Annotated in this window: 14 protein-coding genes; 2 read left to right on the forward strand and 12 right to left on the reverse strand. The window is 70.5% G+C overall.

Features of this window, described 5'->3' with window-relative positions:
- From D466_RS0111915 to D466_RS21595, 6 genes are all read right to left on the reverse strand, one after another.
- Window positions 1-8,138 (reverse strand): hemagglutinin repeat-containing protein (locus D466_RS0111915; RefSeq protein WP_018913944.1); only part of this gene is annotated, 8,138 nt, incomplete at its 3' end.
- A gap of 25 nt (window positions 8,139-8,163) precedes the next feature.
- The gene (locus D466_RS21575; RefSeq protein WP_156004244.1) at window positions 8,164-9,897 is read right to left on the reverse strand and encodes a ShlB/FhaC/HecB family hemolysin secretion/activation protein; all 1,734 of its coding nucleotides are present in this window, start codon (window positions 9,895-9,897) and stop codon (window positions 8,164-8,166) included.
- Window positions 9,898-10,200: 303 nt separating this feature from the next.
- Entirely contained in the window at window positions 10,201-12,672 is a 2,472-nt protein-coding gene (locus D466_RS21580) for a DNA internalization-related competence protein ComEC/Rec2 (protein ID WP_018913946.1), read from the reverse strand.
- Window positions 12,673-12,789: 117 nt separating this feature from the next.
- Entirely contained in the window at window positions 12,790-14,211 is a 1,422-nt protein-coding gene (locus D466_RS21585) for a bifunctional diguanylate cyclase/phosphodiesterase (RefSeq protein WP_231385713.1), read from the reverse strand.
- A 48-nt stretch (window positions 14,212-14,259) separates the two neighbouring features.
- On the reverse strand, window positions 14,260-14,841 hold the full coding sequence (locus tag D466_RS21590; RefSeq protein ID WP_018913948.1) for a chemotaxis protein CheW: 582 nt from the start codon (window positions 14,839-14,841) through the stop codon (window positions 14,260-14,262).
- A 28-nt stretch (window positions 14,842-14,869) separates the two neighbouring features.
- On the reverse strand, window positions 14,870-16,510 hold the full coding sequence (locus tag D466_RS21595; RefSeq protein WP_018913949.1) for a methyl-accepting chemotaxis protein: 1,641 nt from the start codon (window positions 16,508-16,510) through the stop codon (window positions 14,870-14,872).
- Between the two features lie 499 nt (window positions 16,511-17,009).
- Between D466_RS21595 and D466_RS0111945 the strand changes: the two genes are divergently transcribed.
- Both D466_RS0111945 and D466_RS23950 read left to right on the forward strand, forming a co-directional pair.
- The gene (locus D466_RS0111945; RefSeq protein WP_156004248.1) at window positions 17,010-17,423 is read left to right on the forward strand and encodes a hypothetical protein; all 414 of its coding nucleotides are present in this window, start codon (window positions 17,010-17,012) and stop codon (window positions 17,421-17,423) included.
- Window positions 17,424-17,470: 47 nt separating this feature from the next.
- Entirely contained in the window at window positions 17,471-17,854 is a 384-nt protein-coding gene (locus D466_RS23950; protein ID WP_156004250.1) for a hypothetical protein, read from the forward strand.
- A gap of 212 nt (window positions 17,855-18,066) precedes the next feature.
- On the opposite strand, the gene D466_RS0111955 is transcribed toward D466_RS23950, so the two are convergent.
- From D466_RS0111955 to nuoL, 6 genes are all read right to left on the reverse strand, one after another.
- Window positions 18,067-20,607 (reverse strand): hypothetical protein, encoded by a 2,541-nt coding sequence (locus D466_RS0111955; RefSeq protein ID WP_018913952.1) that lies wholly within the window; start codon window positions 20,605-20,607, stop codon window positions 18,067-18,069.
- A 177-nt stretch (window positions 20,608-20,784) separates the two neighbouring features.
- Window positions 20,785-21,372 carry an NUDIX domain-containing protein gene (locus D466_RS0111960; RefSeq protein WP_018913953.1) on the reverse strand — a complete coding sequence of 196 codons (588 nt, stop codon included), beginning with the start codon at window positions 21,370-21,372 and terminating at the stop codon, window positions 20,785-20,787.
- Between the two features lie 14 nt (window positions 21,373-21,386).
- The gene (locus D466_RS0111965) at window positions 21,387-21,689 is read right to left on the reverse strand and encodes a DUF2818 family protein (RefSeq protein ID WP_018913954.1); all 303 of its coding nucleotides are present in this window, start codon (window positions 21,687-21,689) and stop codon (window positions 21,387-21,389) included.
- Between the two features lie 28 nt (window positions 21,690-21,717).
- Window positions 21,718-23,178, reverse strand: a complete 1,461-nt coding sequence (gene nuoN / locus D466_RS0111970; protein WP_018913955.1) for an NADH-quinone oxidoreductase subunit NuoN — start codon at window positions 23,176-23,178, stop codon at window positions 21,718-21,720.
- 15 nt (window positions 23,179-23,193) lie between these two features.
- Window positions 23,194-24,678: an NADH-quinone oxidoreductase subunit M gene (locus tag D466_RS0111975; RefSeq protein ID WP_018913956.1), complete on the reverse strand. Its 1,485-nt coding sequence runs from the start codon at window positions 24,676-24,678 to the stop codon at window positions 23,194-23,196.
- 29 nt (window positions 24,679-24,707) lie between these two features.
- The gene (gene nuoL / locus D466_RS0111980; protein WP_018913957.1) at window positions 24,708-26,747 is read right to left on the reverse strand and encodes an NADH-quinone oxidoreductase subunit L; all 2,040 of its coding nucleotides are present in this window, start codon (window positions 26,745-26,747) and stop codon (window positions 24,708-24,710) included.
- Between the last annotated feature and the right edge of the window lie 3 nt (window positions 26,748-26,750).

The following is a 26,750-nucleotide window of genomic DNA, read 5'->3' on the forward strand; positions in this document are numbered from 1 at the left end:
ACCGCGTCGCTTTGCGCCTGATCGAGCTTGCGCGCCGCGTCCACCGTCTGCCGCACGCAACCCATGTCCATCGTGTTCAGGCAGCCGGCGGTCTTGCGGATCGCCTGGGCCATCTGGGTGAGCGACAGCGCGTTGTTCCCCGTCTCCACCTGCGCCGAGCCGCTGGCCGCGTTGGCGTTGACCCCGGCCTGCGCCGCGATGCCCGCCACCAGAGATCCCACCAGGTTCTGCCGGTTCTGCTTGTCCGAGGGACTGAGGCTCTCGCCCGAGACGCCCTGCGCCGCGTCCAGCGCGTCGTTGAGCACCACGCTGGCCGCCGCCCCCATGGCGCCCGCGCTGCAACTTCCCGTGGCCGCCTGCGCCCCCGCGCAGCCCACCAGCGCCTGCAGCGCCGTGCGCACCGCCTCGCTCGTCGCGTTGGGCTGGCCTGCGCTTTCGAAGCCATCGGCCAGCGCCTTGACCTGCTGCGCGCCCAGCCCCTGCAGGTAGCCTACGGCCGCCGCCTGCACCAGCTGCGTGGCCCCGCCCGTCGCGTTGCCCCCGGCCGCCGCCGTGAAGGCCGTCAGGATCCGGTTGTACGCTCCCCCCGGCGCCCACAAGGCCGTCGCATCGGCCTGCTGCTGCGCCTGCGCCACCTGCTGCGGCGTGGCCTTGGGGTCCGCCTTGGCTTGGTCCAGCGCCTTCTGGGCCGCATCGGCCTGCGCCGCCTTGGTCGCCAGGAACTGCCCCACCTGCTGCGTGAAGGCCTGCGTCACCGTGAAGGCCGCCTGCACCTGGCTGGCGTTGTACGGGTTGGCGATGGCGTTGGCCGTGTTCGTGCCCGTGCTCACGTTCCGGTTGGTGCCGGCCACCGCCTGCTGCGTCGTCTGCCCGCTCAGCTGCTGCTGTGCCTGGGCGTTGGTGATGGTGATCGTCCCGCCGCTGATGCCGCTTGGCGTCGCGCTGCTGGCGCTGCCCGAGGCGCCGATCGTCGTGGGCAGGCCCACGTCGGCGCTGTTACCGAAGCTGGCCTCGTGGTTCGGCCCGGACGTGGGCTGCGGCGCACCGCCGTTGGTGCTGGCCTGGCCCGACTGCCCCGGCCCGGCGCTCAGGCCGGCACTCACCCCGAGGCTCTGCCCGCTGTAGCTGCCGCGGTTGGCAACGCTTGCCGCGGTGAGGGTGCCGGTGATCAGGCGGTTCTTGCCTTGGTCCACCGCCGCCTGGCTGCTCTCGATCACGCCGCCCGTCAGCCCCGTGTTGCCCTTCACCTTCACCTGGAAGCCGCCGTCGCCCGCCTCCAGCCCCGACTGCTGCTGCACGCTGGCGTAGCTGGCGTCGAGGTGCTGCGAGCTCGCGCTGGCGCTGCCCGAGAAGCCCACGCCCGCCGTCACGCTGGCGCCCACGCTCTGCCCGCTGCTGTGGCTGCTGGCCGTGTCCTGCAGGCTGGTGATGTTCAGATTGCCGCCCACGTCGGCCGTCACCTGCCGCCCCGAGGCCACGGCCCCGGCCAGCGTGGTGTCGCCTCCGGAATGGATCGCCAGGCTCTGCCCGGCGCTGAGCGTGGTGTTCTGCTGGCTCAGGCTGCTGCCATGGCCCTGGCTCCTGGGCGAACTCGCGCTGGCGGTGACCCCCGCGGCCCAACCGGAGGAGCCCGCCGAGATGCCCAACCCCACGGCGCTGCTGGAGCCGTGGCTTGCGCTCTGGCTGCTCGTCGTGTCCTGCGCGGCCTGCAGGGTCACGGCGTTGTCGGCCGAGAGGTTGACGTTGCCGCCGGCCTTCACCTGGCTGCCGGTGATCGTGAGGTTGGAGGCCTGAGCGCCGCCATGGGCGTTCAGATCGACGTTGCCGGCCGCGTTCAGGGTGCTGCCGTTGTGCGTGAGGCTGCTGCTGGCGCTGGTGCTGTCGCTGTGACTGGAGCCCACCGTCACGCTCAGCGACACGGCGTCGTTGCCCACGGCCTGCGTGGCGTTGTAGGCGGCCAGTCCGGCTGTCGCGCCCGCCAGCGCCTTCACCCGCGCGTCGGAGGTGCTCTGCGCGGCCTGCGCCACCTGGTCGATGCTCTGCTGCGCGTTGACCACTGCCCCGCCCAGGCTCACGCTCAGGCCGCTCTGGCTGAAGGTCTGGTGCTCGGAGGATTGCTGCTGGTCGGCCCCCGGGTCAATGGTGATGGCCTTGGCGTCGATGCTCAGGTTGCCGCTGCCGGGGCCCGCGGCTGCCTGCCCGTTCGAGATGCCCGCGACCAGGTCGCTGCCGCTGACCGTGGCGGCGTTGCCGGCGGTGATGCTGAGGTTGCCCTTGGTGCTGCCCACCAGGCTGCGGCTGCTGCTTTGGGTCGTGCCGCTGCCGTTGGTCTGGTCGGTCTGGCGGCTGTGGCCGAGGGTGAGGCCCATGCCGCTGGAGAACAAGCCGCTCTGATCGGCTTCGTAGTAGGAACTGCTGCTGGCGGTGTTGGTGGCGGCCGTGATGGTGACGTCGTGGCCCGCCTGCAGCGCCACGTTGCCGGTGCCGGCGACGTTCGAGCCGCTCACGCCCAGGTCGTGCCCAGCGTCCATCGCCACCGTGTTGCCCGACACCGTGCTGCCCTGCTGGGTGGTGCTGGCGCTGCTCGTATCGCTGGTGACGCTGCCGTGGGACAGGAATCCATGGCTCTCGCTGTGCACCTGCGCGCTGCTGCTCTGCGACAACGCCAGCGTGCCCACGTTCAGATCGTGCGCCGCCTGCAGCGTCGCCTGGCCGTTCTGGGCACTCAGGCTCGCCCCCGTCACGGTGAGATCGCCACTGCCCGCCTGGCCGTTGCCCACGGCCTGCACGCTCAAGTTGTTGCCTGCGCTCACCCCCGCGCCGGCCGCGCCCTGGCTGCTGTCGGCAAGCGTGGCGTGACCCGCGCTCCACTGCAGCTGCGTGGCGTCGCTGGCACTGTTCACGCCCGCGGCGATGCTCACGTTGTGGCCGCTGAGCACAGCGTCGTGGCCGGCGGCCACCTGGCTGGCCTGCACCGTCAGGTCCCCGCCCTGCGCCACCAGCGTGGCGTTGCCCCCGGCGCTCAGCGTGCTGCCGTGCTGGGTGCTGCCGCTTTGCTGGATCGCCAGGGTGTCGCCCGCCTGGCTGCTGGTGGCGAACTGGTAGGTGGTGGTGGTCGCGCCGACGTTCAGGTTGCGGCCCGCCAGCGCCGTGAGATCCCCCGCGGAGGCCACCTGCGCGCCCTGGGCCACCAGGTCGCGCGCGGCCTGCAGCGTGATGCTGCCGCCTTGCACCGTGGCCACGTGGCCCAGGCTGGTGGTGCCGGTGTTCGTGCTGGCTACGTCGGCCACCGGGATGGCCTGGGTCTGCAGCAGCAGGTCGCGCCCGGCCAGCAGGCTCAAGGAACTGGTGTCGCTGGTGCCCTGCACCAGCCCCGACAGGTCCTGCAGGTCGTTGCTGGCCGACAGCAGGACCTGCTGCCCGGCGATGGTGCCGCGGTTGACCAGGTCCTGGCCCGCGCTGGCGCTCACGCTGGAGCCGCTGATCGTGCCGCTGTTGGCGAGGTCCTGCGCCGTGGTCAGGGTCACGGTGCCGCCGGCGATCAGCGCGCCGCCTTGGGTGAGGTCCTGGCCCTGCGGATGGGCCAGGTACACCTGGGGCACCAGCACCTGCTCGGTCGTCCCGTCGGGCAGGGTCACCGCCTGCGTGGTCAGCAGCACCATGTCGGTGGTGATCCGCGCCATCTGCGCCGCGCTCAGGCTGACCCCGGGGGCGATGCCGTAGGCCTTGGCATAGGCCACGCCAGCGTTCATCAGCGCCTGGTACTCGGCCTGGGTGGAGGTGTAGTCGGCCAGGATGTCGCGCCCGGTGAGCGCCAGGATCTGGTTCTGCACCAACTGCTGCTCGGCGAAGCCGTCGCCGTAGCGCAGCTGCCACTGGGCGGGGTCGATGGCCAGCTGCTGCAGGTAGTAGTCGGAGCTGAGGAAGTTGCGCTGGTTGGTGAAGGCCGGGTCGGTCTCCACCACGTAGGGGGCGTTGGGGGCGGCATCGACCTGGAACAGCTGATTGGCCGGCAGATCGAGTGAAGGCGGCGAGGTACTGACCACCAGGGCAGAGCCGCCGTTCATGCCGGGCACGCTCACCTGCTGCAAGGCCGGCGGAGCATGGATGGCGACGGGCTGCGGAGCGGCCACGCCCGCGGCCACCACGCTGCTGGGGGTGACGGGTGCTGCCGCCGGCGCACTGCCGGTGCCGGGGTTGCCGCCGGAGACCACGGTGACGGTGTTCAGGTCGACCGTGCTGCTCGACTGAGTGGTGTAGAGCGCGCCCGCGCCGCAGGGCGGGTAGTTGACTCCGTTGCAAACCAAGTGATCGGAAGAGAACAACCCGCCGGATTGCTTGGTCCATGCCTCGATGGCGCCCGTCTGAGTCTGGGTCTGCGTGGCCGTGGTGGACTGGTTGTTCAGCTCGCCGGTGGCGATGTCGAGGCTGCCCCCGGCGACGATCGCGCTGTCGGCATTGAGCAGCGAGCCGGCCGCGCCGCCGGTCACCGTGAGGTTGCCGCCGGCGAGGATCCTGGCCGGATCGGTGGACACGACGCTGGGCGTGACCGTGGTCTGGCTGTCGACGTGGTACTCGACGTATTGCGAGATGATGCGGCTGCTCTGGTCGGCGTTGAAGGCGGTGATGGCCTGGTCCAGGCCGGTCTGAGCTTGCTGCACCTGGGCCTGTACGGCAGGCGACTGGTAGACGTTCTCCTGCTGCCAGTAGGTGCCGCAGGCGCCGGTGAGGATGTCCTGGCCCGTGGAGGGATCGGCGCAGCTCACGACCGTCGGGTTGCCCTGCGCGTCGCTGCCGCTGTAGCTCGGAGCGCCTGCCGGTGGGGTCGGCGCCTGAGGCGGGGGCGTCACGCCGAACTTCTGCCAGATGGGGTCCGTGACGGCGTAGGTGTAGGTGTAGGTGCAACTTCCGAGCCCGTCGGCGGACACGCCGCTGCAGTCCGGGACGATCTCCTGCGTGAGCGGCGCGGCGCCGAACACGGCAAAGGGGTACTGCGAGCTGGGCAGCACCCAGTACGCGCGCCCGCCGTCGACCGGGTTGCCGTGCGGCACGTAGCCCAGCGTGGAAGCGTCGAGCAGCGCGGTGGCCGGAGACGTGCCCTGCACCTTCACCACGGTGTCGGTCAAGGCCTGCGTGCTCGTGCTCGCGCCCAGCACCAGGTGGTCGTTGCGGTTGGTGACGGAGGCCGCGTCGATGGCCAGGTTGCCGCCGGCCTGGATCGTGGAGGAAGCGTTGAGCAGGCTGGCGGTGGCGCGCGTGGCGGCGCCGGTGCCGGGGTCGAAGGCGCCTGCGATGCGCAGGCTGCCCAGCGCCAGAAGCGTGGAGCCGCCCGTGTTGGACACGCTGTCCGCCGCGATGGTCATGTCCGCGCGGGAGGCGATCACCGCACCGCCGGAGTTGCTCAGGCTGGCGGCGGTGATGCCCACGGTGCCGCCGTAGATGCGCCCGGTGTTGTCCAGGGTCGGGGCCGTGAGTGAGGTTGTGGCGCCGCTGTCGATCAGCCCGGAGTTGCTCAGGGTGCCGCCCGCGGCCAGGGTGGCCGAGCCCGCGGCATCCAAGGTACCGGCGTTGCTGAGGTCTGCGCTCGTGGTGACACCGAGGTTGCCGCCGGAGGCCAGCGTGGCGCCCGCGGCGTTGCTCAGGCTTTGCGCCTGCACGTTCAGGTCGCCCTGGGTGGAGACCGTGCCGGTGTTGACGTAGGCGCCGTTCACCGTGAGGTTCACGGCGCCGGCGGAGTTGATCGTGCCCCCGAAGCTGGAGCTGCTGGTCGTCAGGTTCACCCCGGCATTGCCCACCAGGGTGCCCCCGCTGTTGGCCAGGGTCGTGGCACTCGCGGCCAGTTGGCGCTGGGCGCTGAGCGTGCCCGAGGTGTTGTCCAGGCTGGAGGTAGTGAGGGTTGCGTCCTGCCCCGCCTGCAGCGTGCCGGCGCGGTTGCCGATGGAGCCCGCGGTGAGCGTGAGGTCCTGGGCGGAGATCTGCCCGCCGGCACTGTTGTCCAGGGTGCCGGCGTTCAGGCTTGCCGTCCCGAGCGCGGCGAGGGTGCCGCCCGTGTTGGTGAGCGTGCCGGGGGTGGTGACGGCAAGCGTGCCCTGGGTGGCGATGCTGCCGCCGGCGTTGTCCAGGTCGCCGGCGACGCTCAGGCTCTGGTCGCCCTGGCTTGCGATCACGCCGGTGGTGTTGCTGAGGGCGCCCGAGCGCAGGCTGAGGGTGCCGCCCGAGAGGATGCCGCCCGTGTTGCTCCCGGTGGTGCCGCTTGCGGTGTTGGACAGCGCTGCGCCCTGGGTGTCCAGCGACAGGTTGCCGCCGGACTCGATCAGGCCGGCCGCGTTGCCGAGCGCGCCGGTGGTGGCCTGCAGGGTCGTGGCCGCGACGAGGCTGCCGCCGTCGTTGGTCAGGGCGCCGGCGCTGATCGTGGCCGCGCCGCCCGACACCAGGGTGCCGGAGGCGTTTTTGAGCGCAGCCGCTGCGGCGTCGACGCTCAGTGAAGACGCTCCGGAGATCGTGCCGCCCTGGTTGCTCAGGCCTTGCAGGGCGCTCAGCGTCGTGGCCGCGCCGCTGGCCAGGGTCCCGCCGTCGTTGGTGAGGCTGGCGCCCGAGGCGCCGAGGTCGCCGGTGGATTCGAGCGTGCCGCCGGCGTTGTTCAGCGCGTTGGCAGCCGTGGCCTGCAACGTGCCGCCGGCCTGCACGGTACCGCTGTTGGTGATGGAGGCGCCTTGCAGCGCGGCGTTGCCCGCGCTCTGCCAGGTGCCGCCGGCGTTGGCGAGCAGGCCGCTTGCGCTGGCGCTCAGGTTGCCATTGCCGGTGATTTGCGCGCCCGTGGTCCGCAGGTCGCCCGCGGTGGCGGCCAGGGTGATGTTCCCGCCGGCCTGCAGGATCGTGTCCGAGAGGCTCTGGCTCCCCGCCGCCTGCAGGCTCAGATCGCCCTGGGCGCTCCAGGCGCCGCCGGTGTCGGCGATGGAGCCGGCCTGGGCGCTGAGGCCTCCCGCGCTGGCGAGGGTGCCGGAGTTGTCGAGGGATCCGGGCGTTGCGAGGGACAGCGGCTGCGCCGTATCGCGTTGGACCAGGGTGCCGGTGTTGGTCACGCTTGCGGCCTGCAGGCTCAGGCCGCTGGCCGCATCCACCTGGCCGCTGTTGTCCAGGGCTCCCGTGGCGTCCACCTGCACCGAAGCGCCGGTGCTGGCCGTGATGCCGCTCAGGTCCACGTGGGTACCCGACAGCTGCAGCGGGCCCGCGGCCGAGGTGTCGGCCAGGCTGAGCTTGCCGTTGGCGGCCAGGCGCAGGTTGCCCTGCAGCGCGGCCAGGCGCCCCTGGCTGTTGACCCCGAGCCCGGCGTCGGTGGCGACCAGGTCGATGGTGTCGGCGTACATGCCGCCCAGCGCCGCGACGTCGACCGCGAACTCGGGCGCGTTGCCCGCGCCGGCCTGGGCGCTGGCCTGGGTGCTGCCGTAGGGCACGTCGGCCGCGCCGGCGACCACCCCCAGCTGGTGCGCCCAGATGCCGCCTTCGGCCGTCAGGCCGCGCGCGTCCAGGTCCAGCCTCTCGGCTTGCTGGGCGTCCAGGCCGGCCGCGCCCACGTCGATCACGCCCTGGGTGACGTGGAATCCGCGCAGGTTCCCGCCGGCGTCGAACTCGGGGGTGCCGGTGGTGAGGGTGGCATGGGGGGTGTTGATGAAACTGCAGCCGTTGCAGGCGATGCCGGCGGGGTTGGCGACCACCACGTCGGCGGCCTGGCCCGCCACTTCCAGCGCGCCCAGCAGCTGCGAGGGCTTGCCCGAGGTGACCTGGTTGAGGATCACCTTGGCCGGGGTGGAGCCCAGCAGCGGGTTGCCGGAGATCCAGCCCCCGAGCTGGGTCTGCACGTTGCCGGCACTGTTGTTGAGGATGGCGCCGTTGCTGGCGGCGTTGAACTGGCTGTACTGGTTGTTCGACACCCCCGCGGCGCTGGGCGGGGCGATGTCGACGATGGGCACGCCGTTGCGCGCGGTGTCGGTCAGCGGATGATTGGCGGCCGGGGCATTCGCCGCCGGCACGATGCCCGCGGCCACGGCCTCGGCGCTGCCCAGCCACTGCTGCCCGAGGAACAGCGCCAACGTGACCGTGAGAATTCGGCGCTTGAGGGTGGCGAAACAGGGCGTCATGGCAGGCTCGGCGCGGCTTGGGGTTTCAGAAGGCCACGGTGGCCGAGGCATACAGGTTGAGCGCCTGGCTGTGCAGCGCCGCGGGCTGCTCCAGCGGGGTGGCCAGCGCCAGGTCGAACTGCAGGTGCCCGTGCTGGCCCTTCAGGCCCAGCGCGGCTCCGGCCAGGCGCGTGCCGGCGAGGTTCGCGGCGCTCGGGCCCCACACCCGCCCGAGATCGAGCCCCAGGTAGGCCGCCGTGCTCCAGCCCGGCAGCAGCTGCACCTGGCGCGCCAGGTCGTTGCGCAGCACGTAGCCGTTCTCGGCCTCGAGCACGGCGTTGCCGTCGAAGCCGCGCACGGTGCTGCGGTCGCCGATGACGAACAGGTCCTCGGTGACCAGGGTGTCGGGCGTGGTCTGGCCGCGCAGGCTCAGCGCGTACTGCCAACGCCCGCCGGCGGCCTCGAAGGGCTGGGTCCAGGACAGGCTGGCCGAGGTGATGCGCGGGCGCACGGTCAAGCCCCCTTGCGCGGCGGTGGGCAGCTCGGCCTGGGCGCCCAGGCCGGCCAGGCCCTGGCGGTAGTCCAGCGAGCCGGAGACCCTGCCGGCGCCGGGCAGCGCGGTGGTGAAGTCCACGCCGGCGTCGAGGTCGACGGTGCGGCGGCGCTGCACGACGAGTTCCACGTCGTCGAGCCAGGCCTTGCTCTGGCGCGCCAGCAGCGCGCCGAAAACTCCAATCTTGGTGGAGGCGGTGCGCCAGACGGTCGCGTCCAGGCGCGCTTGCTGGGTGCGGGTCACGCCGCTGGAGAGGAACTGCACGCTGGTGCCCTGCACCATTTGCGCGAAGCGCAGGTACTGCGCGCTCAGGCTGAGCAGGGTGTAGCCCCAGGGAATGCTGTAGCTCAGAGCGGCGCTTTGCGAGCGGTGCGCGGGGTCGGGGTTCTCGACGTTGGTGTTGACGCTGGCCGAGACGATGTCGTTGAGGCCCAGCGGGTTGTCGTAGGACAGCGCCATGGACAGCTCCGGGCGGCCCAGCAAGCGGCTGCCGGAGTTGTCCAGCGTGACGCCTCCGTGCAGGCGCCCGAGCGGCGGGGCCGCGTGTGGACTTAGGCGCTGGATCACCACCACGCTGGTGTTCGGAGCCGGCCCTGGCACGAGATTGGTGTGCACGGCCTGGCTTTGCAGGCGGTCCATCTGCTCGATGCCCTGCTCCAGGTCGCGGAGGTTCAGGATGTCGCCGGCGCCGGTGGGAAAGGCGTTGCGCCAGGTGCCCCAGGCGGTGTCCGGGCGGCCCTGGGCATCCTCCATGTGGATGGCCGCGATGGTGCCCACGTCGAGGTGGATGCGCAGCACTCCGCGGCGCAGGTTCTGGGGCGCGAAGCTCACGCGGCTGGTGGCGTAGCCCAGCGCCACGAGATGGGCGTCCAGCGCGGTGGCGATGCGGTCCAGGCCCTGCACGCCCACGCATTGCCCGAGCACCGGGCGCAGGTCCTGCGTCAGCCATGACAGGCGCCGGGCGCGGGCGCCACGCAGGCGAATCGAGGACAGCACGAAACAGGGTGCTTCGCGAGGAAGGTGGCGCAGGTCCGGTGGCGCTGCGGCACCGGCGCGCAACTGGTCCGGCCCGGAGCCCAGCAGGGCCTGTGCCTGGCGCTGGCGCTGCTGCTGGCGCAGCAGCCCCTGCGCGGCGGCATCGGCTGGCGGGGTCTGGGCGTGGGCCACGAGGGGATACAGGGCGGTGACCGTGAGGAGCCACGCGGCGCGTCGGGATGCGGGGAACAAGGATGGGCTCTGGGGGAAACGAAATCCATGCGGCAAGGATCCCGCCGGGATTACGCACTGCCGGCGCAGCGCCCATGCTAGGCAATGCCGGTTTTCCGAATGCGCGGAATCGATACGGATTTGCAAGCAGATCCGACAGGCGTGACGGAAGCCACGAATTCTGCAGGAGTTCGTGCGGTAGTTGTTTTTGCGAACATGCAGGGTGTTGTACCCATGCGACCGCGCCCACGAGGATTATCGAGGCGGGTCGGATGCCGCGTGTGTTATTCGCAGCTGATTATGTACTTAGGAATCGATTCGAAATCATGGAACAATCGGGCTTTCCTGCTGAGAGGTCGTGCAGGATTCGGCCGGCGAGCGCCAGTATCGTGGTGGCTGCGCGCGCCACCCGAGCAGGCGCCAGGGCTGGCGATCGTCCCAGAGCAGCGCACCCTGCAGGTCGGTGCGTCCGGGGCACAGGCCCTGGGCGCGCAGGCGGGCCAGGAACTCGGGATGCGGGTGGCCATAGCGGTTGAGCAGGCCCGCCTGCACCGCGACCGCGCGCGGCGCCACGGCGCGCAGGAACGCCTCGCTGCTGGAGCCTCGGCTGCCGTGGTGGCCGGCCACCAGCAGGTCGGCACGCAGTTCGGCACGCGGGCCGGATTCCCGCGGCTGGCGCAGCAGGGCGAGCTCCTGGGGCCGTTCCAGGTCCCCCGCGAGCAGCACGGAACCGTGGGCGGACGCGGCGCGCAGCACGCAGGAACCGGCGTTGTCCTCGCGCAGCAGGCTGCCCGGCCCGGGGTGCAGCCACTCGAAACGCACGCCGTCCCAGCTCCAGGCCCGGCCGGCCAGGCAGCGGCTGGCGGAGCCGAAGCCCAGCGCACGCAGACGCTCGGGCGCGACCGAGCCGGCGGCCGCCGTGCCGGGGTAGGCGCGGGCCAGCGAGCCGGCGCCGCCGATGTGGTCGGCATCGGCGTGGCTGAGCACGACCAGGTCGAGCTGGCGCTCACCCAGTTGACGCAACAGCGGCAGCAGCACGGCCGAGCCGGCGTCCCGGCCCCGGCCCAGCGGGGGACCGGTGTCGAACACCAGGGTGTGGCGCCGGGTGCGCAGCACGATGGCGCTGCCCTGCCCCACGTCGGCCATCCAGGCCTGCAGATGCCCGGAAGGCGGGCGCGGCGCCGGCGCCAGCAGCAGCAGGGCCAGCACGGCCAGCCCCGGCAGGCGCAGGCGCCAGGGCCAGGGCAGCACCAGCGCCAGCACCGCGGGCAAGGCCAGCGCCAGCGCGGGCGCCGCGGGCGCTGCGCCTTGCCACTGCGCCAGCGGCCACGATGCCATGCGTCCCAGCGGGACCAGCACCGCGTCCTGCAGCGCCGCGGCCAGGCGCCAGGCCAGCGCGTCGAGGGGCGGGGGCAGCACGAAGCCGCCGACCGCCAGCGGCAGCACGCCCAGCGTGACGGCGGGAATGGCCAGCGCGTTGGCCAGCGGCGCCACCAGCGAGACCTGCTGGAAAAACACCAGGCTCAGCGGCGCCAGCGCCAGGCTCACGGCCCACTGGGCACGCGCGGCGGCGCGCAGGCGCTGCCAGGCCCGGCGCCAGCGCGGGCCCGCCTGCGCGTGTGGCCTCGCCGCAGCCCGCGGCTCGGCCAGCAGCAGCGCGGCGACGGCGCCGAAGGACAGCCAGGCCCCCGGCTGCGCCACCGCCCAGGGGTCCCACAGCAGCACCGCACACAGCGCCGCGGCCAGCACCTGCGACCAGGCCAGGCGCCGCGCGCACAGGCGCAGCCCCAGCGCCACCGCCAGCATCAGCAGCGCGCGCTGCGCCGGCACCCCGAGGCCGGCGAGCGCGGCATAGGCCAGCGCGGCCAGCGCGCGTGCCGCACCGACCGGCCAGGGCGCGGCCAGCCACAGCGGCAAGGGCAGCCCGCGCCAGCGCAGGCGGCGCCAGAGTGCACCGGCCAGGGCCCCCGCCAGCCAGGCCTGCATGGTCACGTGCAGGCCGGAGATGGCCATCAGGTGGGCCACGCCGGTGGCGCGGTACAGCTGCCATTCCTGCTCGCCGATGGCGCTCTGGTCGCCCAGCGCCAGCGCGGCCAGCGTGCCCGCGCGGGGGTGGCCGGCCAGCGCGCGCTCCAGGCGCGCGCGCAGGCCCTCGCGCAGCGCCTGCAGGCGCTGCCATGGCGAGGCGCGGTCGAGTTCGGGGCGACGCCGCGCGGGCTCGGCGTCGCGGGCGTGGCGCAGGCTGGCCAGGCCGCCCACGCCCTGGCGCAGCCAGCGCAACTCGGCGTCGGCGCCGCCGGGGTTGGCCAGGCCCTGCGCCGGGCGCAGGCGCAGCGGCAGGCTCCAGGCCTGGCCGGCGCGCAGGCGCGGCGGCGCCTGGCCGCCGGCGGCGCTCCACGACACCTGCAGGCGCGGCGGCAGCCCAGGCTGCCCCGGCAGCGGCGCGAACTCGAAGCGCGCGCCGGAAGCGTCGCGGCTGGGCAGGCCCTGCACCACGCCCTCCACCTGCAGGCTGGCGCCCCACAGCGCGGGCGCCAGGCGCTCGTGCAGGCGCGGCACCGCGCGCCAGCCGGCGAGGCCGAACACCAGTTCGGCCGCGGCGCAGGCCGTGAGCACGGCGCGCGTGGCGCGCAGCCTGGTGGCGCCGGCGGGAAACTGCAGTCGCAGCCACGCCAGCCCCGCCAGCGAGGCCGAGGCAGCCAGCACCATCGCGCCGTAGGCAGCTTGCGGCCACAGGCCGGCCTGGCGCAGGTGCAGCCAGCATCCGACGAGCATCGCAAGGGCCAGCAGGGGCATCGAGGGCATCCACGGCGCGGGGCGATTGTGCTGCGCGGCGGGCGCCCGCGCGTGCGCGGGGGAATCGGGCCGCGGCAGTGAGGCCGCGGCCGGGCAGGAGGCGGCCGGTGCGGCCGGCTACGCGCCGGCCGTGCGCCGGGCCTGCAGCATGCGGGCGAATTCGGCGGGAGCCAGCGCCGGCGCGCACAGGTAGCCCTGGTATTCGTCGCAGCCGTGCCGGCGCAGGAAGTCCAGTTGCCCGGCGCGCTCGACGCCCTCGGCCACCACCTTGCGCCCCAGCGCGCGCGCCAGCGCGAGCACGGCCTGCACGATGGCGGCGTCCTCGGCGTCGTCGGGCAGGCTGAGAAGAAAGGCGCGGTCGATTTTCAGGGTGCGCACGGGCAGGCGCTTGAGGTAGGCCAGCGAGGAGTAGCCGGTGCCGAAGTCGTCGATGGACGATTCCACGCCCATGTCCTGCAGGGAGCGCATGACCTCGCCGACGCTGTCGGGCTTTTGCATGAGCACGCTCTCGGTGACCTCGATCTCCAGCAGCCGCCCCGGCAGGCCATGGGCGCGCAGCGCGCGCGCCACCTGCTCGGCCAGCGAGCATCCCTGGAATTGCCGCGCCGAGCAGTTCACGGCCACGGAGACCGGCTCCAGGCCCTGCGCGCGCCAGCGCGCCTGCTGGGCGCACACGGCGCCGATCACCCACTCGCCCACCGCGGCGATCAGGCCCATGTCCTCCAGCAGGGGAACGAACACCCCGGGCGGCACCGTCCCCTGTCCGGGACGGTGCCAGCGCAACAGCGCCTCGGCGCCGCTCAGGTGCCCGCTGCGCACGTCCACCTTGGGCTGGTAGTGGAGTTCGAACTGCCCGGCCTGCAGCGCGCCGCGCAGCGCGCTTTCCAGCTCCAGGCGCTCATCCAGCAGGCGGGGGTCGCCGTCGCTGAAAAAGCGCCAGCTTCCGGGCGACGCCTGCTTGGCCTGGAACAGCGCCGCATCGGCGCGTCCCAGCAGGCGATCGACGTCGCTGCCGTCGCCAGGGGAAAGCGCGATGCCCACGGTCGCGCCGGTGTAGACGACATGCTCTCCCATCGGGAAGGGCGCGCGCAACGCATGCAGCAGGCGCTCGGCCACGCGCGAGGCCGCGGCGGCGTCGGCCAGCAGGTCGAGCAGCACCACGAAATCGTCGCCCCCCAGGCGGGCCAGGGTGTCGCCCGGGCCCAGCGCCGAGCGCAGGCGCGCGGACACGTCCATCAGCAGCCGGTCGCCGGCTTCGTGGCCGAGGGACTCGTTGACCGTCTTGAAACGGTCCAGGTCCAGAAACAGCACGGCCAGCATGCCCCCGCCGGCGCGCGCGCGCTGCAAGGCTGCGCGCAGCAGTTCCACCAACTGCTGGCGGTTGGGCAGGCCGGTGAGCGCATCATGGCGTGCCAGCCAGCGCAGCTTGCTGCGGCTGCTGCGCAGTTCGGCGAAGCCGGGGTACAGCAGCCAGCCCAGCGCCAGCACCGCCGCCAGCGCGGTCAGGCCGAGCCGTGCCAGCAGCGACGGTAGCAGCACGACGGTCAAGAGTTCCGTCCCGCTGGTCGAACGCGCCGGCTCCGGATCTCAGGCGTCGACCTGCAGGGCCAGCGCGGGCGAGCCGGCCGGTGCGCAGGCCTCGTCCGGCGCGAGCAGCGCGCGAGCCGCGAGCAGGGCCACGAAGCCGCCGTCACCGCGCTGGGCCAGGCTGGAGACGATGCCGGATGCCGTCGCCGCGCGTTGCAGCGTGGGCACCGGGCGCAGCTGGGCGGCTTCCACGTCGATGACCTCGTTGACCGCATCGGCGAGAAAGCCCACGCATTGCGTGCCCTCCCCGCCGGGCACCTCGACCACGACGATGCAGGTGCGCGCGCGCACCTGCGTGACGCCCAGGCCCAGGCGCTGGCCCAGGTCGATCACCGGCACCGCGCTGCCACGCAGGTTGATGGTGCCGCGCAGGTCCGGCGCGCTGCCCGGCAGGGCCGTGGGGCGCACGTAGGAAATGATCTCCCGCACGCTCAGGATGGGCAGGCCGTACTCGCCGCGATCGGCCTGCGCCTGCGTCGGCGCGGATTCGGAAGGCTGCGCCGCGCCGAGGCTGAAGGTCAGGTACTGGCCGTCGGCGGCGGCTCGCGCCGCGCCGGCGTGGACGGTGAGGTCTTGGGCCATGAGGGTCTCCGGGTGGCGTGCGGGTGCCTCAGAACTTGACGAAGGACTCGCCCGATCCGGCCGGCGCGGCCTGGGGGGACTGCCCCGCGAAAGCCGCCTGGCGCGGCTGGGCGCGCTGCGTGCGGTCCCGTGCCGGAGGCACCCGATGCGCGGCGGTGGACTCGCCGCGCTCGCCGGCCAGCTTGAAGCGGCTGACGCTCTCCAGCAATTGCTGGGCCTGTGCGTTCATCTCCTCGGCGGTGGCGGCGAGTTCCTCGGAAGCCGAGGCGTTCTGCTGGGTCACGCCGTTGAGCTGGCTGACCGCCACGTTGATCTGCTGCATGCCGCTGGACTGTTCGTCCGAGGCCGCCGCGATCTCCTGTACCAGCGAAGAGGTACGGGCGATGGACGGCACCATTTCACCCAGCACCTGGCCCGCGCGCTCGGCCTGCTGGAGCGAGCCGGAGGCGAGGTCGCCGATTTCCTTCGCGGCCACCTGGCTGCGCTCGGCCAGCTTGCGCACCTCGGCGGCCACCACCGCGAAGCCCTTGCCGTGCTCGGCCGCGCGGGCCGCCTCGATGGCGGCGTTGAGCGCCAGCATGTTGGTCTGGTAGGCGATGTCGTCGACCAGGGAGATGCGCTCGGCAATGTCGCGCATGGCCTGCACCGTGCGCTCCACCGCCTGGCCGCCCTCGCCGGCCTGCGCCGCGGCCTGCTGGGCGATGGAGTCGGTGACCTTGGCGTTCTCCGAGTTCTGCTTGATCGAGGCTGCCGCCTGCTCCAGCGTGGCCGAGGTCTCCTCCACCGAGGCCGCCTGTTCGGTGGTGGCCTGGGACAGGCTCTGCGAGGTGGACGAGACCTGCGTGGATGCGGCGGAGAGATTGTCCGCGGCCGAGCGCACCATGCTCAGCGTGGAGGTCAGGCGCTGCACCATGTCGGCCAGCGCGGCCAGCAACTGGCCGGTCTCGTCGCGCGAGGCGGCCTGCACGCTGACCGTCAGGTCGCCCTCGGCCACGCGCTGGGCCACGCCCACCGCCTGGCGCAGCGGACCGGTGATGGAACGGGTGATCCAGATGCCCAGCACCAGCGCCAGCACCAGCGCCACCGCTCCGGTGGCCGCCGCCGCGCCGCGCGCCGCGGCATAGGAATCATCGGCGTCCTGGGTGGCCTGGCCGAAGTGGCCGACGAAATCCTGGTCCAGGTCATGCAGGTCCCCCTGCACCGCGCGCTCGGTCGGGCGCACCTGCTTGCGAAAAATGCCCAGCGCGTCGCCGCCGCCGCTTGTCTGCGCGTTCGCGCACACCGAAAGCGCGCGGCCGAAGCTGCTCAGCCCCTCGTCGGTGCGCCCCAGCAGGTCCTTGCTCTTGCTGCTGCGCACCTCGGCGGCGAGCTTGCGAAGCACCTCGTGGCTGGCCTGCTCGGTGTCGCGCAACTGGGTGGCGATGCGCTGCTCCTCGGCCGGGTCCTTGCTCAGCAGCAGGTCACGGCAGTCCACGGCCATCTGGGTGATGTCGGTCTTGACCTCGCTGACCTTGTGCGCCTCGGGCCACGCGACCTTGGTGGCCTCGTCGGTGGCCTTTTTCATGGAGTTCATGCTCGCCAGCGACACCGCCGCGAGCACGACCAGCAGCGCCACGAGCAGGCCGAAGCCCAGGCCCAGCCGGACGCCGATACGCAAATTCTTGAACATGCTCAGGATCCCGGGAAAGAGAACAAGGCAGGAAAGGCCGCGAGCGCGGCAGGACGGCTTCGCAGCCACCGATGACCGCAATGATTTTGCATGTCACGGGTTATCACAAACAGAAAATTCGTAACCCGTTGATACTGCCGAATCATGACTTGACGGAACCCGTCGCGGGGGATTTTTCTGGAATTCCAGGATCCGAAAATGGAGTCTTCCGCAGCGCCCCAGGCACCGCAAATCATGACCGTTCGGAACGCTTTCTCAGGTTCCAGGGGGCCTTTGCCAGGGGAATGTGCGCAATGTGTTACAAAACGGAGGCGCGAAACGGGTGCGGCGGGTTCGGGCGCGCCGCAAACCGCGCCCGTGCTGGCCCGCGGCAACCGCAACAAGCCATGACGCACCGAGCGAATCATGGGCCGCTGGATTATTCTTGGACCCTGCATGCGGCACACGCCGAAGAACTCTTGCCTTCGCGTGCAGCGGCGCTCTTGAGTGGGAGGTCAGCATGTCGGGCAAGTCACGACAGGAATCGCCGGAAACCCTGTATTCCGGGTCCTCAGGCCATGCGCTACCCCTGGATGGCGACGAATCCCTGCGGGCGATGGTGGACCGCACCCTCGAATACCTGGAAAACGATCCCGTGGCGGATCCGGAGGGAAGCACCACGTATTCACGGGCATTTCCCGTCGGCGAAGCCCTCGGACGCCGGTTCTGGAAACGCTGTTCGCAAAGCGACGGTCCCTACGGACTCGCGATGCTCATCGAGCACATGCTCGGACTGCCGCCGGTGCATGCGCAGACGCGAATCCAGAGGGCTTTGTTCTCGGGCTTTTGCTGGCAGTTGGAACAACGGCTACGGCAGGCCGCGGAGCCTGGCGCCACGGCGCGCGCGGACCGCGCCCATGCGCCGCGGCCTTGAACTCAAGCGGCCGCTTCGCCCTCTCCGCCCGCCGGCGGGGATCTGAGTTGCAGGTGCTGGAAGATTTCCTCGTTGCGCCTGCGCACTCGCTCGAGCAGGTCCAGGAACTCGAGTTGCTGGCCCGGGGTAAGCGCGTCGAAGCGCTCCAGCAACGCGGCGTGGCGCGGATGGACCGGACGCGCCTCGGGCAAATCTCCGTCGAGCCAGTAGCGCGGCAGATGCAGCGCCTGTTCGACATGCCGGGCGAAAACCTCGCCGATGGGTTTCTCCCCGTTCAGGCAGCGGGAAACGTAGCCGGTCTGGCGGTCGAGAACCTGCGCGAGCAAAGCCTGTCCGCCTCGCCCCGGAAATTGCTCGTCGAGTATGCGCCTGAGGCGCTGCCTGCGGATACGGCGAACATCCTCCATTTTCACATCGTATGGACCGGTTGAATCGCCATCAATGACCGTCCGGCACCTTCGTTTGACCAGCCGGAAAGCGAAACGCCACGAGCGCGCAGCCCGGCTGCCGATTCAGCGGGGCGGAACGCGCCTTGTCACTCGCAAGATCGTAACAATGCATGACATGTTGCGAGGCATGGCGGTGGAACATACTCCAATGGGCCGCCGCTGCCCATCGCCATCGCGGCCCGGTCTGAGCGGCATCACAGCTCGATTTCCCAGAAGGTGGCCAGGCTGCGCACCGTGGCATCGACCCCCTGGGCCGGAAAGCGGTCCTGATCGTCGAGCAGCGATCTGCAGGCCAGGTTCTCCGCGAGCAGGCCATCGGCGGTTTCCGTGAAACTTCCGCCCACGCACAGGTCGATGCCATCCTGGCTCATGGCCAGGACCTCGGAGCCCGCCCCTGTCGCCTGGTTCGTTCCCTGGATGAATAGATCCTGATCCAGCCCAGAGAGCACGCCGTCGTGCTCGAGCAGCAGCGCGCGGCGCTGGCCGTCCGGCCCCACGAAGCTTCCCCCAGCGTAGATCCCGTTGGCGGTCATGAAAAAGCTGTCCACCTGGCCGTGCAGTCCCTCGACCTCCGCGCGCCAAGCGTGAAGGCCCTGCTGCAAGGCCTGCGGATCGAGCCGGGCCCAGGTACTGGCGTGCACTGCGTAGGAGCCAGGAAATTCGAAGCGCCCGGCCTGCGCGAAGCGGCCACCGACCATCAGGCAGCCGTCGTAGCCGGCGACGGCGTTGACCCGAGCAGTTTGCGCTTCCTGGCCGAGGCTCGGGATCACCCCGCCGACGCTTTGCCACGCCTGGGCGTTGGCGTTCCAGACCGCGACGTTCTCCACGTGCGCTGCCAGCAGCGGGTTCCCCGCCCCTGGACCATCCACGGGGGGCGGCGCGAACCGGAAATGCCCGCCCGCGACGATGAAGCCGCCGGGCGCGGCGTACAGGCTGCGCACGACGCCCGGCTGCTGCTGACCCTGGGCGTCGCTGGACACGAGGCCCGAGCCCAGGGGCGCCCAGTCGGAATGCGCGCCGGGCAGGAAGGGCTCATCGTCGGGATGGGCGATGGAGTCGATCCCCGGCGCCAATTGGCCGTCCACGTGCTGGAATTGGCCTCCGACGAACAGGCGACCGCCGCTGGGGGCCAGGGCCAGTACCGGGCCGTCCGGCCCCACCTCCGGGAACCAGTAGTTCCAGTTCTCTCCGTTCGAGGTCGCGAGGTAGGCCGTCGGCGCCACCTGTCCCGGCAGCGCGCCCGCGATGGGCGTGAGCGTTCCGCCGATCCACAGGCGCGTGCCGTCCGGGGATGCGGAGATTGAATCCACCGTACTGTCTTGCGCGAGCAGCAGGCCCGGAGCCGGGTGCATCGCGTCGCCCGCGAGCAGTACCAGGTGCGTGGCCGCGGTCGGAAAAGCCGGGGACGGCCCCGCGCGGGTGAAGTCTCCGCCGACGACCGTCAGGTGCTGAATGACGATCTCCGCGGTCTTGATCTCCGGGATGGCCACGGCGCTCTTGGACGTTCTTTGGAGAAAGCTGGCGTCGAGCTGGCCGTCGATCCGGTTGCCCGCCGCCTGGCGGTACGCGGGATCGCGGGTGTCCTTGCCCGAGACCAGCACCGCGCAGGACTGCCCCGAGTACAGCACCCCTACCTGCCTGGTCGAATCCCCGCCGGACGCGCTGCATTCGCGCAACTTGTACTTGGCGAAGGCCGCCGGCGCTTTCTTGGCCGGGATGATGCGCAGAGCTTTTTGCGGATCCTTGAGCTGGATGTCGTGCACCTGCAGCGAGGAGTTCGCCGATCCGTGGTATGTGAAGACCACCAGCTTGGCCAGCAGGTTCACGCGCCGCGCCTGCACCGCGATGTCATGCCGTTCGTCGTCCTCGGTCGGCGACGGCAAGGGGAAAAAGGTCTGCGGGCGCAGCAGGGGAATCCTCAGCCAACCCAGCAGGGTCCGCGGTTTCCACGAAGGCAGGAACCACTCCAGCCTGAGCTTCGCCGGATCGGGATAGTCGGGCGGGAATTGCTCCTGGATGATGTCCAGGTGCAGGTCGCCGCCGGCGGCGATGTCGGTGTGCAGGCATCCGTCCGCGGCGGCTCCGGCCAGGCGGTACACGCCTTGCATCGGCTGGCCGATGCACAGGCTGACGTCGTGCAGCGCCACCGGCGCGTCGTTGCGCAACCAGAAGTCGTTGTGCTGGCAGCTCAGCGAGGTCACGCCGGCCCGGCAGAAGTTCAGCACCGGCCAGCCTTCGTTCGCGTAGGTCCTGCGGTCCCAGTGCATCATCGAGCCCAGCGCCGCCGCCTGCTCATAGGGGGTGCCGAAGGTGCCCAGGGAAGCCTTGGAGCCGCCCGCGGGCCCGGAGGCCGCCGGGGTCGCGCGCAGCGGCGCGGAGGCGACGCCGGGAGCGGGCTGCGAGGATCCGGGCGGCGGCAGGCCCTCGAAGGGTGCCAGGCGAGGATCGTTCTCGCCCTGCTTGCCCAGGGTCACATGGGTCCCGGGGCCGATGCTGCCGTCGGGTCGGCGCGGCGCGAACTCGATCGCCGGATCCAGTCCGGGGATCCTGGGCTCGATCACACGGTACACGAAGACCGCGCCCGCGACCACCAGGATCCCGGCGCCCACCAGTGGCAGCACGGGGATCAGGAACACGCCGGCCGCGGCCAGCTTGGAGCAGGCCAGCGCCACGCCCGCGGTCACGGCGCGCGCCAGCTTCGACAGGCTCGCGCCGAGCCTTGTGCTGAACGTCATGGTGAACTCCCTTCCGTGCGTGCACGGAACCGAATCCCCCAGGATGGATGGCGCGTTCGCCGCGCTCGTGGTGCCGCATGCTAAGGGCGCCACGGGGCCGCGCGGAACGGGGCTGCGCGGCTTTGACGAAGGACTATCGGGGCCTTGCCGGAGGCTTCACGCGCGGCGCGAGGGTGCTCAGGAACGCCAGTCGAGATCCCAGCTTCCGCTGAGCAGCTTTTCGAGCCAGAACACGCCGATCACGGTCTTCACGTCGGTGATCGCGCCGGAGTGCACCCAGTCCAGCAACTGTTCGGGCGCGGCCTCGAAGACCTCGAGGAACTCGTGCTGGTCGAGCTGGCGCGGGCCAGGGCTGAGCCCGCGCGCGAAGGCCAGGTGGATGGCCTCGTCGGAGTAGGAAATGGCGTTGTTGATGGTGCCGATGTAGGCCCATTCGCGCGCGCTGTAGCCGGTCTCCTCGCGTAATTCGCGCGCTGCGCAGGCCTGCCAGGCCTCGCCGGCGTCGAGCTTGCCGGCCGGGAATTCGGTCATCACCCGGCGCATCGGCGTGCGCCACTGGCGCTCCATGAGCACACGGCCGTTGTCCAGCAGCGGGATCACCATGACCGCGCCGGAGTGCTTGATGTACTCGCGCTCGGCCACCGCGCCGTCGGGCAGGCGCACGGTGTCGCGCCAGATGCGCAGGAAGCGCCCCTCGAACACCGGCTGGGTGGCCACCGGCGTCTCGCGCAGGCCGTCGTGCTCGGGAGGCTCGCTCGGGGCCATTGCCGCGGGTTGCTTCAAGCGGGCGCGCGGCGCACCAGGTAGCGCATCACGAAGCCGGGGAAGGCCAGCACCACGAACATGGCGAGCGACACCGCGTAGAACTGCCAGTGCTGCGGGTAGATCTGGCCCAGGCGCTGCTCCAGCGCCAGCGAAAGCCCGCCGACCGCGAAGTACAGCATCAGGATCTCGGCCACGCGCTGCCACCAGGTCTTGTGCGCCTTCAGCGGCACGACCAGGAACATGCGGTCGGACATGAAGGGGGCGTTGGCGCCGAACAGCGCCATCACCAGCACCAGCCAGACGGCGGACGTTTGCATGCGGACTCTCCGGTTGCGGCGCGAGACTTCAGCGCAGGGTGTTGGTGATGGCCTGGTAGCACAGGGTCATCAGGCCGCCCGGCACGATGCCCAGGGCCAGCACGGCCAGCCCGTTGAGCGACATCAGCGCCCAGGCCGAGCCGGAGGCGCGCACCTTGTGCTCGCGAGTCGGCGCGTCGAAATACATGAGCTTCACCAGGCGCAGGTAGTAGAAGGCGCCAATCACCGACAGCAGCACGGCCAGCACGACCAGCCACACCCTGCCGGTGGCCAGCAGGGACTGCAGCACCACGAACTTGGCGTAGAAACCGGCGAAAGGCGGAATGCCGGCCAGCGAGAACATCAGGAAGGCCATGATGCCGGCCAGCCAGGGGTGGGTCTTGCCCAGGCCGGCGAAGTCGCGCAGTTCCTCGGCCTCGAAACCCTCGTGGGCCAGGAACATGATGATGCCGAAGGTGCCCAGGGTGCTGAGCACGTACACCAGCATGTAGAACACCGCGGCGCCGTAGGCCTGCGACGAGGACATGCCGTTGCCGTTGACCATGCCCGACATCAGGCCCAGCAGCACGAAGCCGATCTGCGAGATGGTCGAGTAGGCCAGCATGCGCTTGAGGTTGGTCTGCGCGATGGCGGCGAAATTGCCCACCACCAGCGAGAGCACGGCCAGCACCATGAGCATCTGCTGCCAGTCCACGGCCAGCGGGAACAGGCCCAGCACCAGCAGGCGGATGGCCATCGCGAAAGCGGCCAGCTTCGGCGCGGCGGCCACCAGCAGCACGACCACGGTGGGCGCGCCCTGGTAGACGTCGGGCAGCCACATGTGGAAGGGCGCGGCGCCGAACTTGAAGGCCACGCCGGCGACGATGAACACCACGCCCAGGACCAGCGCGGCGCGGTTCAGCGGTTCCAGGCTGGTGGACTGGAAGATCACGCTCAGGTCCAGCGAGCCGGTGGCGCCGTAGATCATGCTCATGCCGTAGAGCAGGAAGCCCGAGGCCAGCGCGCCCAGCACGAAGTACTTCATGGCCGCCTCGGTGGCCACCGCCGAATCACGGCGCAGGGCCACCAGCGCGTACAGCGACAGCGACATCAGTTCCAGGCCCAGGTACACCATCAGCAGGTTGCTGGCCGAGATCATGATGAACTGGCCGAGCAGCGAGAACAGCGCCAGGGACATGAGCTCGCCGCCCCACATGCCGCGGTCCAGTGCGTAGCGCTGGCCGTAGACCAGCGAGAACAGCGTGGCCACTGCGGCGAACATCTTGAGCAGGTTGGCCATGGGGTCGTACCAGACCATGCGCTGCATGGCCAGCATGCGCCCGCCGTCGGCGTACAGTGCGCCGCACAGCACCACCAGCAGCACCAGGCAGAGCACGCTCAGCGCGTAGGCGGCGCGGTGCTGGGGGTCGCGGAAGAACACGTCGGCGAGCATGACCAGGCAGGCCATGACCAGCAGGAAAATCTCGGGATAGACCGCAATCCAGTTCATGATGTGCTTCGCGCCTTACTGCAGTTTCGAGGCCGCCACGTGCTGAAGCAGCTGGGCGACGCTGCTTTGCATCGGATCGGTGAAGAACTTGGGATACAGGCCGAACCACAGGGTCCCCGCGGCCAGCAGCGCCAGGATCAGGAATTCGCGCGCGCCGATGTCGCGCAGCGCCTCCACGTGCTCGTTGCGCACCGGGCCGAAGAACACGCGCTTGACCATCCAAAGCGTGTAGCCGGCGGCCAGCACCAGCGTGGTGGCCGCCAGCAGGCCCAGCCAGAAGTTCTCGCGCACGGCGGCCAGGATCACCATCCACTCTCCGACGAAGCCGCTGGTGCCCGGCAGGCCGGCGTTGGCCATGGCGAACAGCACGGCGAAGGCGGCGAAATGCGGCATCTTGGTGGTCACTCCGCCGTAGTCGGCGATGGCCCGGGTGTGCATGCGGTCGTAGAGCACGCCGATGCCCATGAACATGGCCCCCGACACGAAGCCGTGGGAGATCATCTGCACCAGGCCGCCTTCGACGCCCAGGTTGGAGAACAGGAAAAAGCCCAGGGTGACGAAGCCCATGTGGGCGATCGACGAGTAGGCCACCAGCTTTTTCATGTCGGTCTGCACCATCGCCACCAGGCCGATGTAGATCACCGCGATCACCGACAGGGTGATGACCAGCGGCGCCAGCTCGCGGCTGGCGTCGGGCACGATGGGCAGCACGAATCGCACGAAACCGTAGGCGCCCAGCTTGAGCATGATGGCCGCCAGCACGATGGAACCGCCCGTGGGCGCCTCCACGTGCGCGTCGGGCAGCCAGGTGTGCACCGGCCACATCGGGATCTTCACCGCGAAGGCGGCGAAGAAGGCCACGAACAGCAGGATCTGCGCGGTGCGGGTCAGCGGCACCGTGTACCAGTCGAGGATGTTGAAGCTGCCGCCGGACTGGCTGTACAGGTACAGCAGCGCGACCAGCATGAGCAGCGAGCCCAGCAGCGTGTAGAGGAAGAACTTGAAGGCCGCGTACACCCTGCGCTGTCCGCCCCAGATGCCGATGATCAGGTACATCGGGATCAGCGTGGCCTCGAAGAACACGTAGAACAGCATGGCGTCGACCGCGCAGAACACGCCGACCATCAGCCCCGACAGGATCAGGAAGGAGGCCATGTACAGCGCCACGCGTTCGGTGATCACCTCCCAGCCGGCGATCACGGTGATCACCGTGATGAAGGCGGTCAGCGGCACGAACCACAGCGAGATGCCGTCCACGCCCAGCTGATACTGAATGTTGAAGGGCTCGATCCAGCGCGCCTGTTCGGCGAACTGCATGCCCGCCTTGGCCACGTCGAAGCCGCCGACCACCGGCAGCGTGACGAGGAAGGACACGACGGCGCCGACCAGCGCCAGCCAGCGCATGGCCGGGGCGTTGGCGTCGCGCCCGATCAGCAGGATCAGGATGCCGAAGGCGATGGGCGTCCAGATGGACAGGCTCAGCAAGGGTAGCGAGTGCATAGGTTATCGATTAGCCGCAGGCCCTGGGTTTATCGGATGAACCAGCCGGAGAGCAGCTTGCCCGGCACGAACATCCACATGAACACGACCACGCCCGCGATCATCGCCAGCGCGTAGTAATAGATGAAACCGGTCTGCAGCCGGCGCATCAGCGCCGCCCCCATGCCGACCAGACGCGCCGTGCCGTCGACCAGGAGGCCGTCGATGATCCCGGCGTCCCCGCCCTGCCACAGGCCGCGGCCGAGCAGGCGCGCGCCAGCGGCGATCACGTGCTCGTTGATCCAGTCCATGTAGTACTTGTGGTCCAGCAGCACGTACACCGGCTTGAACATGCGCTCCATCGCCACCGGGAACTTCGGGTTCACCATGTACGCGTAGTAGGCGACCACGCCCCCGGCGATGGCCAGCCACAGCGGAAGGTGCACGAAGGAGTCCAGCGCCATGGCCAGCGGGCCGTGGAAATGCTCGGCCAGGTCGGCCATGGCCGGATGCGCGGCCGTGTCGGTGACGATGGCGCCCTGGAAAAAGCCGCCGAACAGCAGCGGACGGATGGTGAACCACCCCACCACCGCGGACGGAATGGCCAGCAGCACCAGCGGCAGGGTCACGACCCAGGGAGACTCCTTGGGCTCGAAGCTGCCGTGGCCGTGCGCGGCGTGATCGTCGTGGCCGTGGTCGTCATGCCCGTGCTGCGACACGGCGGTGCGGAAGCGCTCCTCGCCGTGGAACACCAGGAAATACAGGCGGAAGGAGTACAGCGCGGTGACGAACACACTCGCGGTCACCGCGAAGCTGGCGAAGCCGGCACCCGGCAGGTGGCTGGCCGAGACGGCGTCGATGATGCTGTCCTTGGAGTAGAAGCCCGAGAACAGCGGGGTCCCGCACAGCGCCAGCGAGCCGATCAGGAAGGTGAACCAGGTGATGGGCATGTACTTGCGCAGCCCACCCATGTGGCGGATGTCCTGGTCGTGGTGCATGCCCATGATCACCGAGCCGGCCGCCAGGAACAGCAGGGCCTTGAAGAAGGCGTGGGTCATCAGGTGGAACATGGCCACCGGATAGGCCGAGGCACCCAGCGCGGTGGTCATGTAGCCCAACTGCGACAGGGTCGAGTAGGCGATGACCCGCTTGATGTCGTTCTGGATCACCCCCAGGAAACCCATGAACAGCGCGGTGATCGCCCCCAGCACCATGACCACCGACAGCGCGGTGTCCGACAGCTCGAACAGCGGCGACATGCGCGAGACCATGAAGATGCCCGCCGTCACCATGGTGGCCGCGTGGATCAGGGCGGAGATCGGGGTCGGGCCTTCCATCGAATCGGGCAGCCAGACGTGCAGCGGGAACTGCGCGCTCTTGCCCATGGCGCCGATGAACAGGCAGATGCACAGCACCGTCAGCAGCATCCAGTCGGTGCCGGGAAACACCAGCTTGGCCAGCTCGGGCGCCTTGGCGAACACGTCGGTGTAGTTCAGGCTGCCGGTGTAGGCCGCCACCAGACCGATGCCCAGGATGAAGCCGAAGTCGCCCACGCGGTTGACCACGAAGGCCTTGAGGTTCGCGAACACCGCCGACTCGCGGGTGTACCAGAAACCGATCAGCAGGTAGGAGACCAGGCCCACCGCTTCCCAGCCGAAGAACAACTGCAGGAAGTTGTTGCTCATCACCAGCATCAGCATGCTGAAGGTGAACAGGCTGATGTAGGAGAAGAAGCGCTCGTAGCCGGGGTCCTCGGCCATGTAGCCGATGGTGTAGATGTGCACGCACATCGACACGAAGGTGACAACGACCATCATCAGCGCCGTCAGGCTGTCGATCAGGAAGCCCACCTGCATCTGCAGCGAGCCGACCTGCATCCAGGTGTAGACGGTGCCGTTGTAATGCGCGCCGCCGAGCACCTGCCACAGCACGACCAGCGACAGCAGGCACGACAGCGCGACCGAGCCCGTGGTCACGCTGTGCGAGACCACGCGCCCCAGGGTCTTGCCGAACAGCCCGGCGACGATGGCCCCGACCAGCGGCGCCAGCGCGATGACGAGCAACAGCGTGGGATTGATGGTGGCAGCCATGCC

Source organism: Thiomonas sp. FB-6 (genome assembly GCF_000377645.1).
Taxonomy (GTDB): domain Bacteria; phylum Pseudomonadota; class Gammaproteobacteria; order Burkholderiales; family Burkholderiaceae_C; genus Thiomonas_A.

Excerpts from the sequence above, each read along its gene's own strand:
- D466_RS21580 (WP_018913946.1), bottom strand. The coding sequence starts at position 12,672 with ATGCCCCTGCTGGCCCTTGCGATGCTCGTCGGATGCTGGCTGCACCTG.
- D466_RS21590 (WP_018913948.1), bottom strand. The coding sequence starts at position 14,841 with ATGGCCCAAGACCTCACCGTCCACGCCGGCGCGGCGCGAGCCGCCGCC.
- D466_RS21595 (WP_018913949.1), bottom strand. The coding sequence starts at position 16,510 with ATGTTCAAGAATTTGCGTATCGGCGTCCGGCTGGGCCTGGGCTTCGGC.
- D466_RS0111945 (WP_156004248.1), top strand. The coding sequence starts at position 17,010 with ATGTCGGGCAAGTCACGACAGGAATCGCCGGAAACCCTGTATTCCGGG.
- D466_RS0111955 (WP_018913952.1), bottom strand. The coding sequence starts at position 20,607 with ATGACGTTCAGCACAAGGCTCGGCGCGAGCCTGTCGAAGCTGGCGCGC.
- D466_RS0111960 (WP_018913953.1), bottom strand. The coding sequence starts at position 21,372 with ATGGCCCCGAGCGAGCCTCCCGAGCACGACGGCCTGCGCGAGACGCCG.
- D466_RS0111965 (WP_018913954.1), bottom strand. The coding sequence starts at position 21,689 with ATGCAAACGTCCGCCGTCTGGCTGGTGCTGGTGATGGCGCTGTTCGGC.
- nuoN (WP_018913955.1), bottom strand. The coding sequence starts at position 23,178 with ATGAACTGGATTGCGGTCTATCCCGAGATTTTCCTGCTGGTCATGGCC.
- D466_RS0111975 (WP_018913956.1), bottom strand. The coding sequence starts at position 24,678 with ATGCACTCGCTACCCTTGCTGAGCCTGTCCATCTGGACGCCCATCGCC.
- nuoL (WP_018913957.1), bottom strand. The coding sequence starts at position 26,747 with ATGGCTGCCACCATCAATCCCACGCTGTTGCTCGTCATCGCGCTGGCG.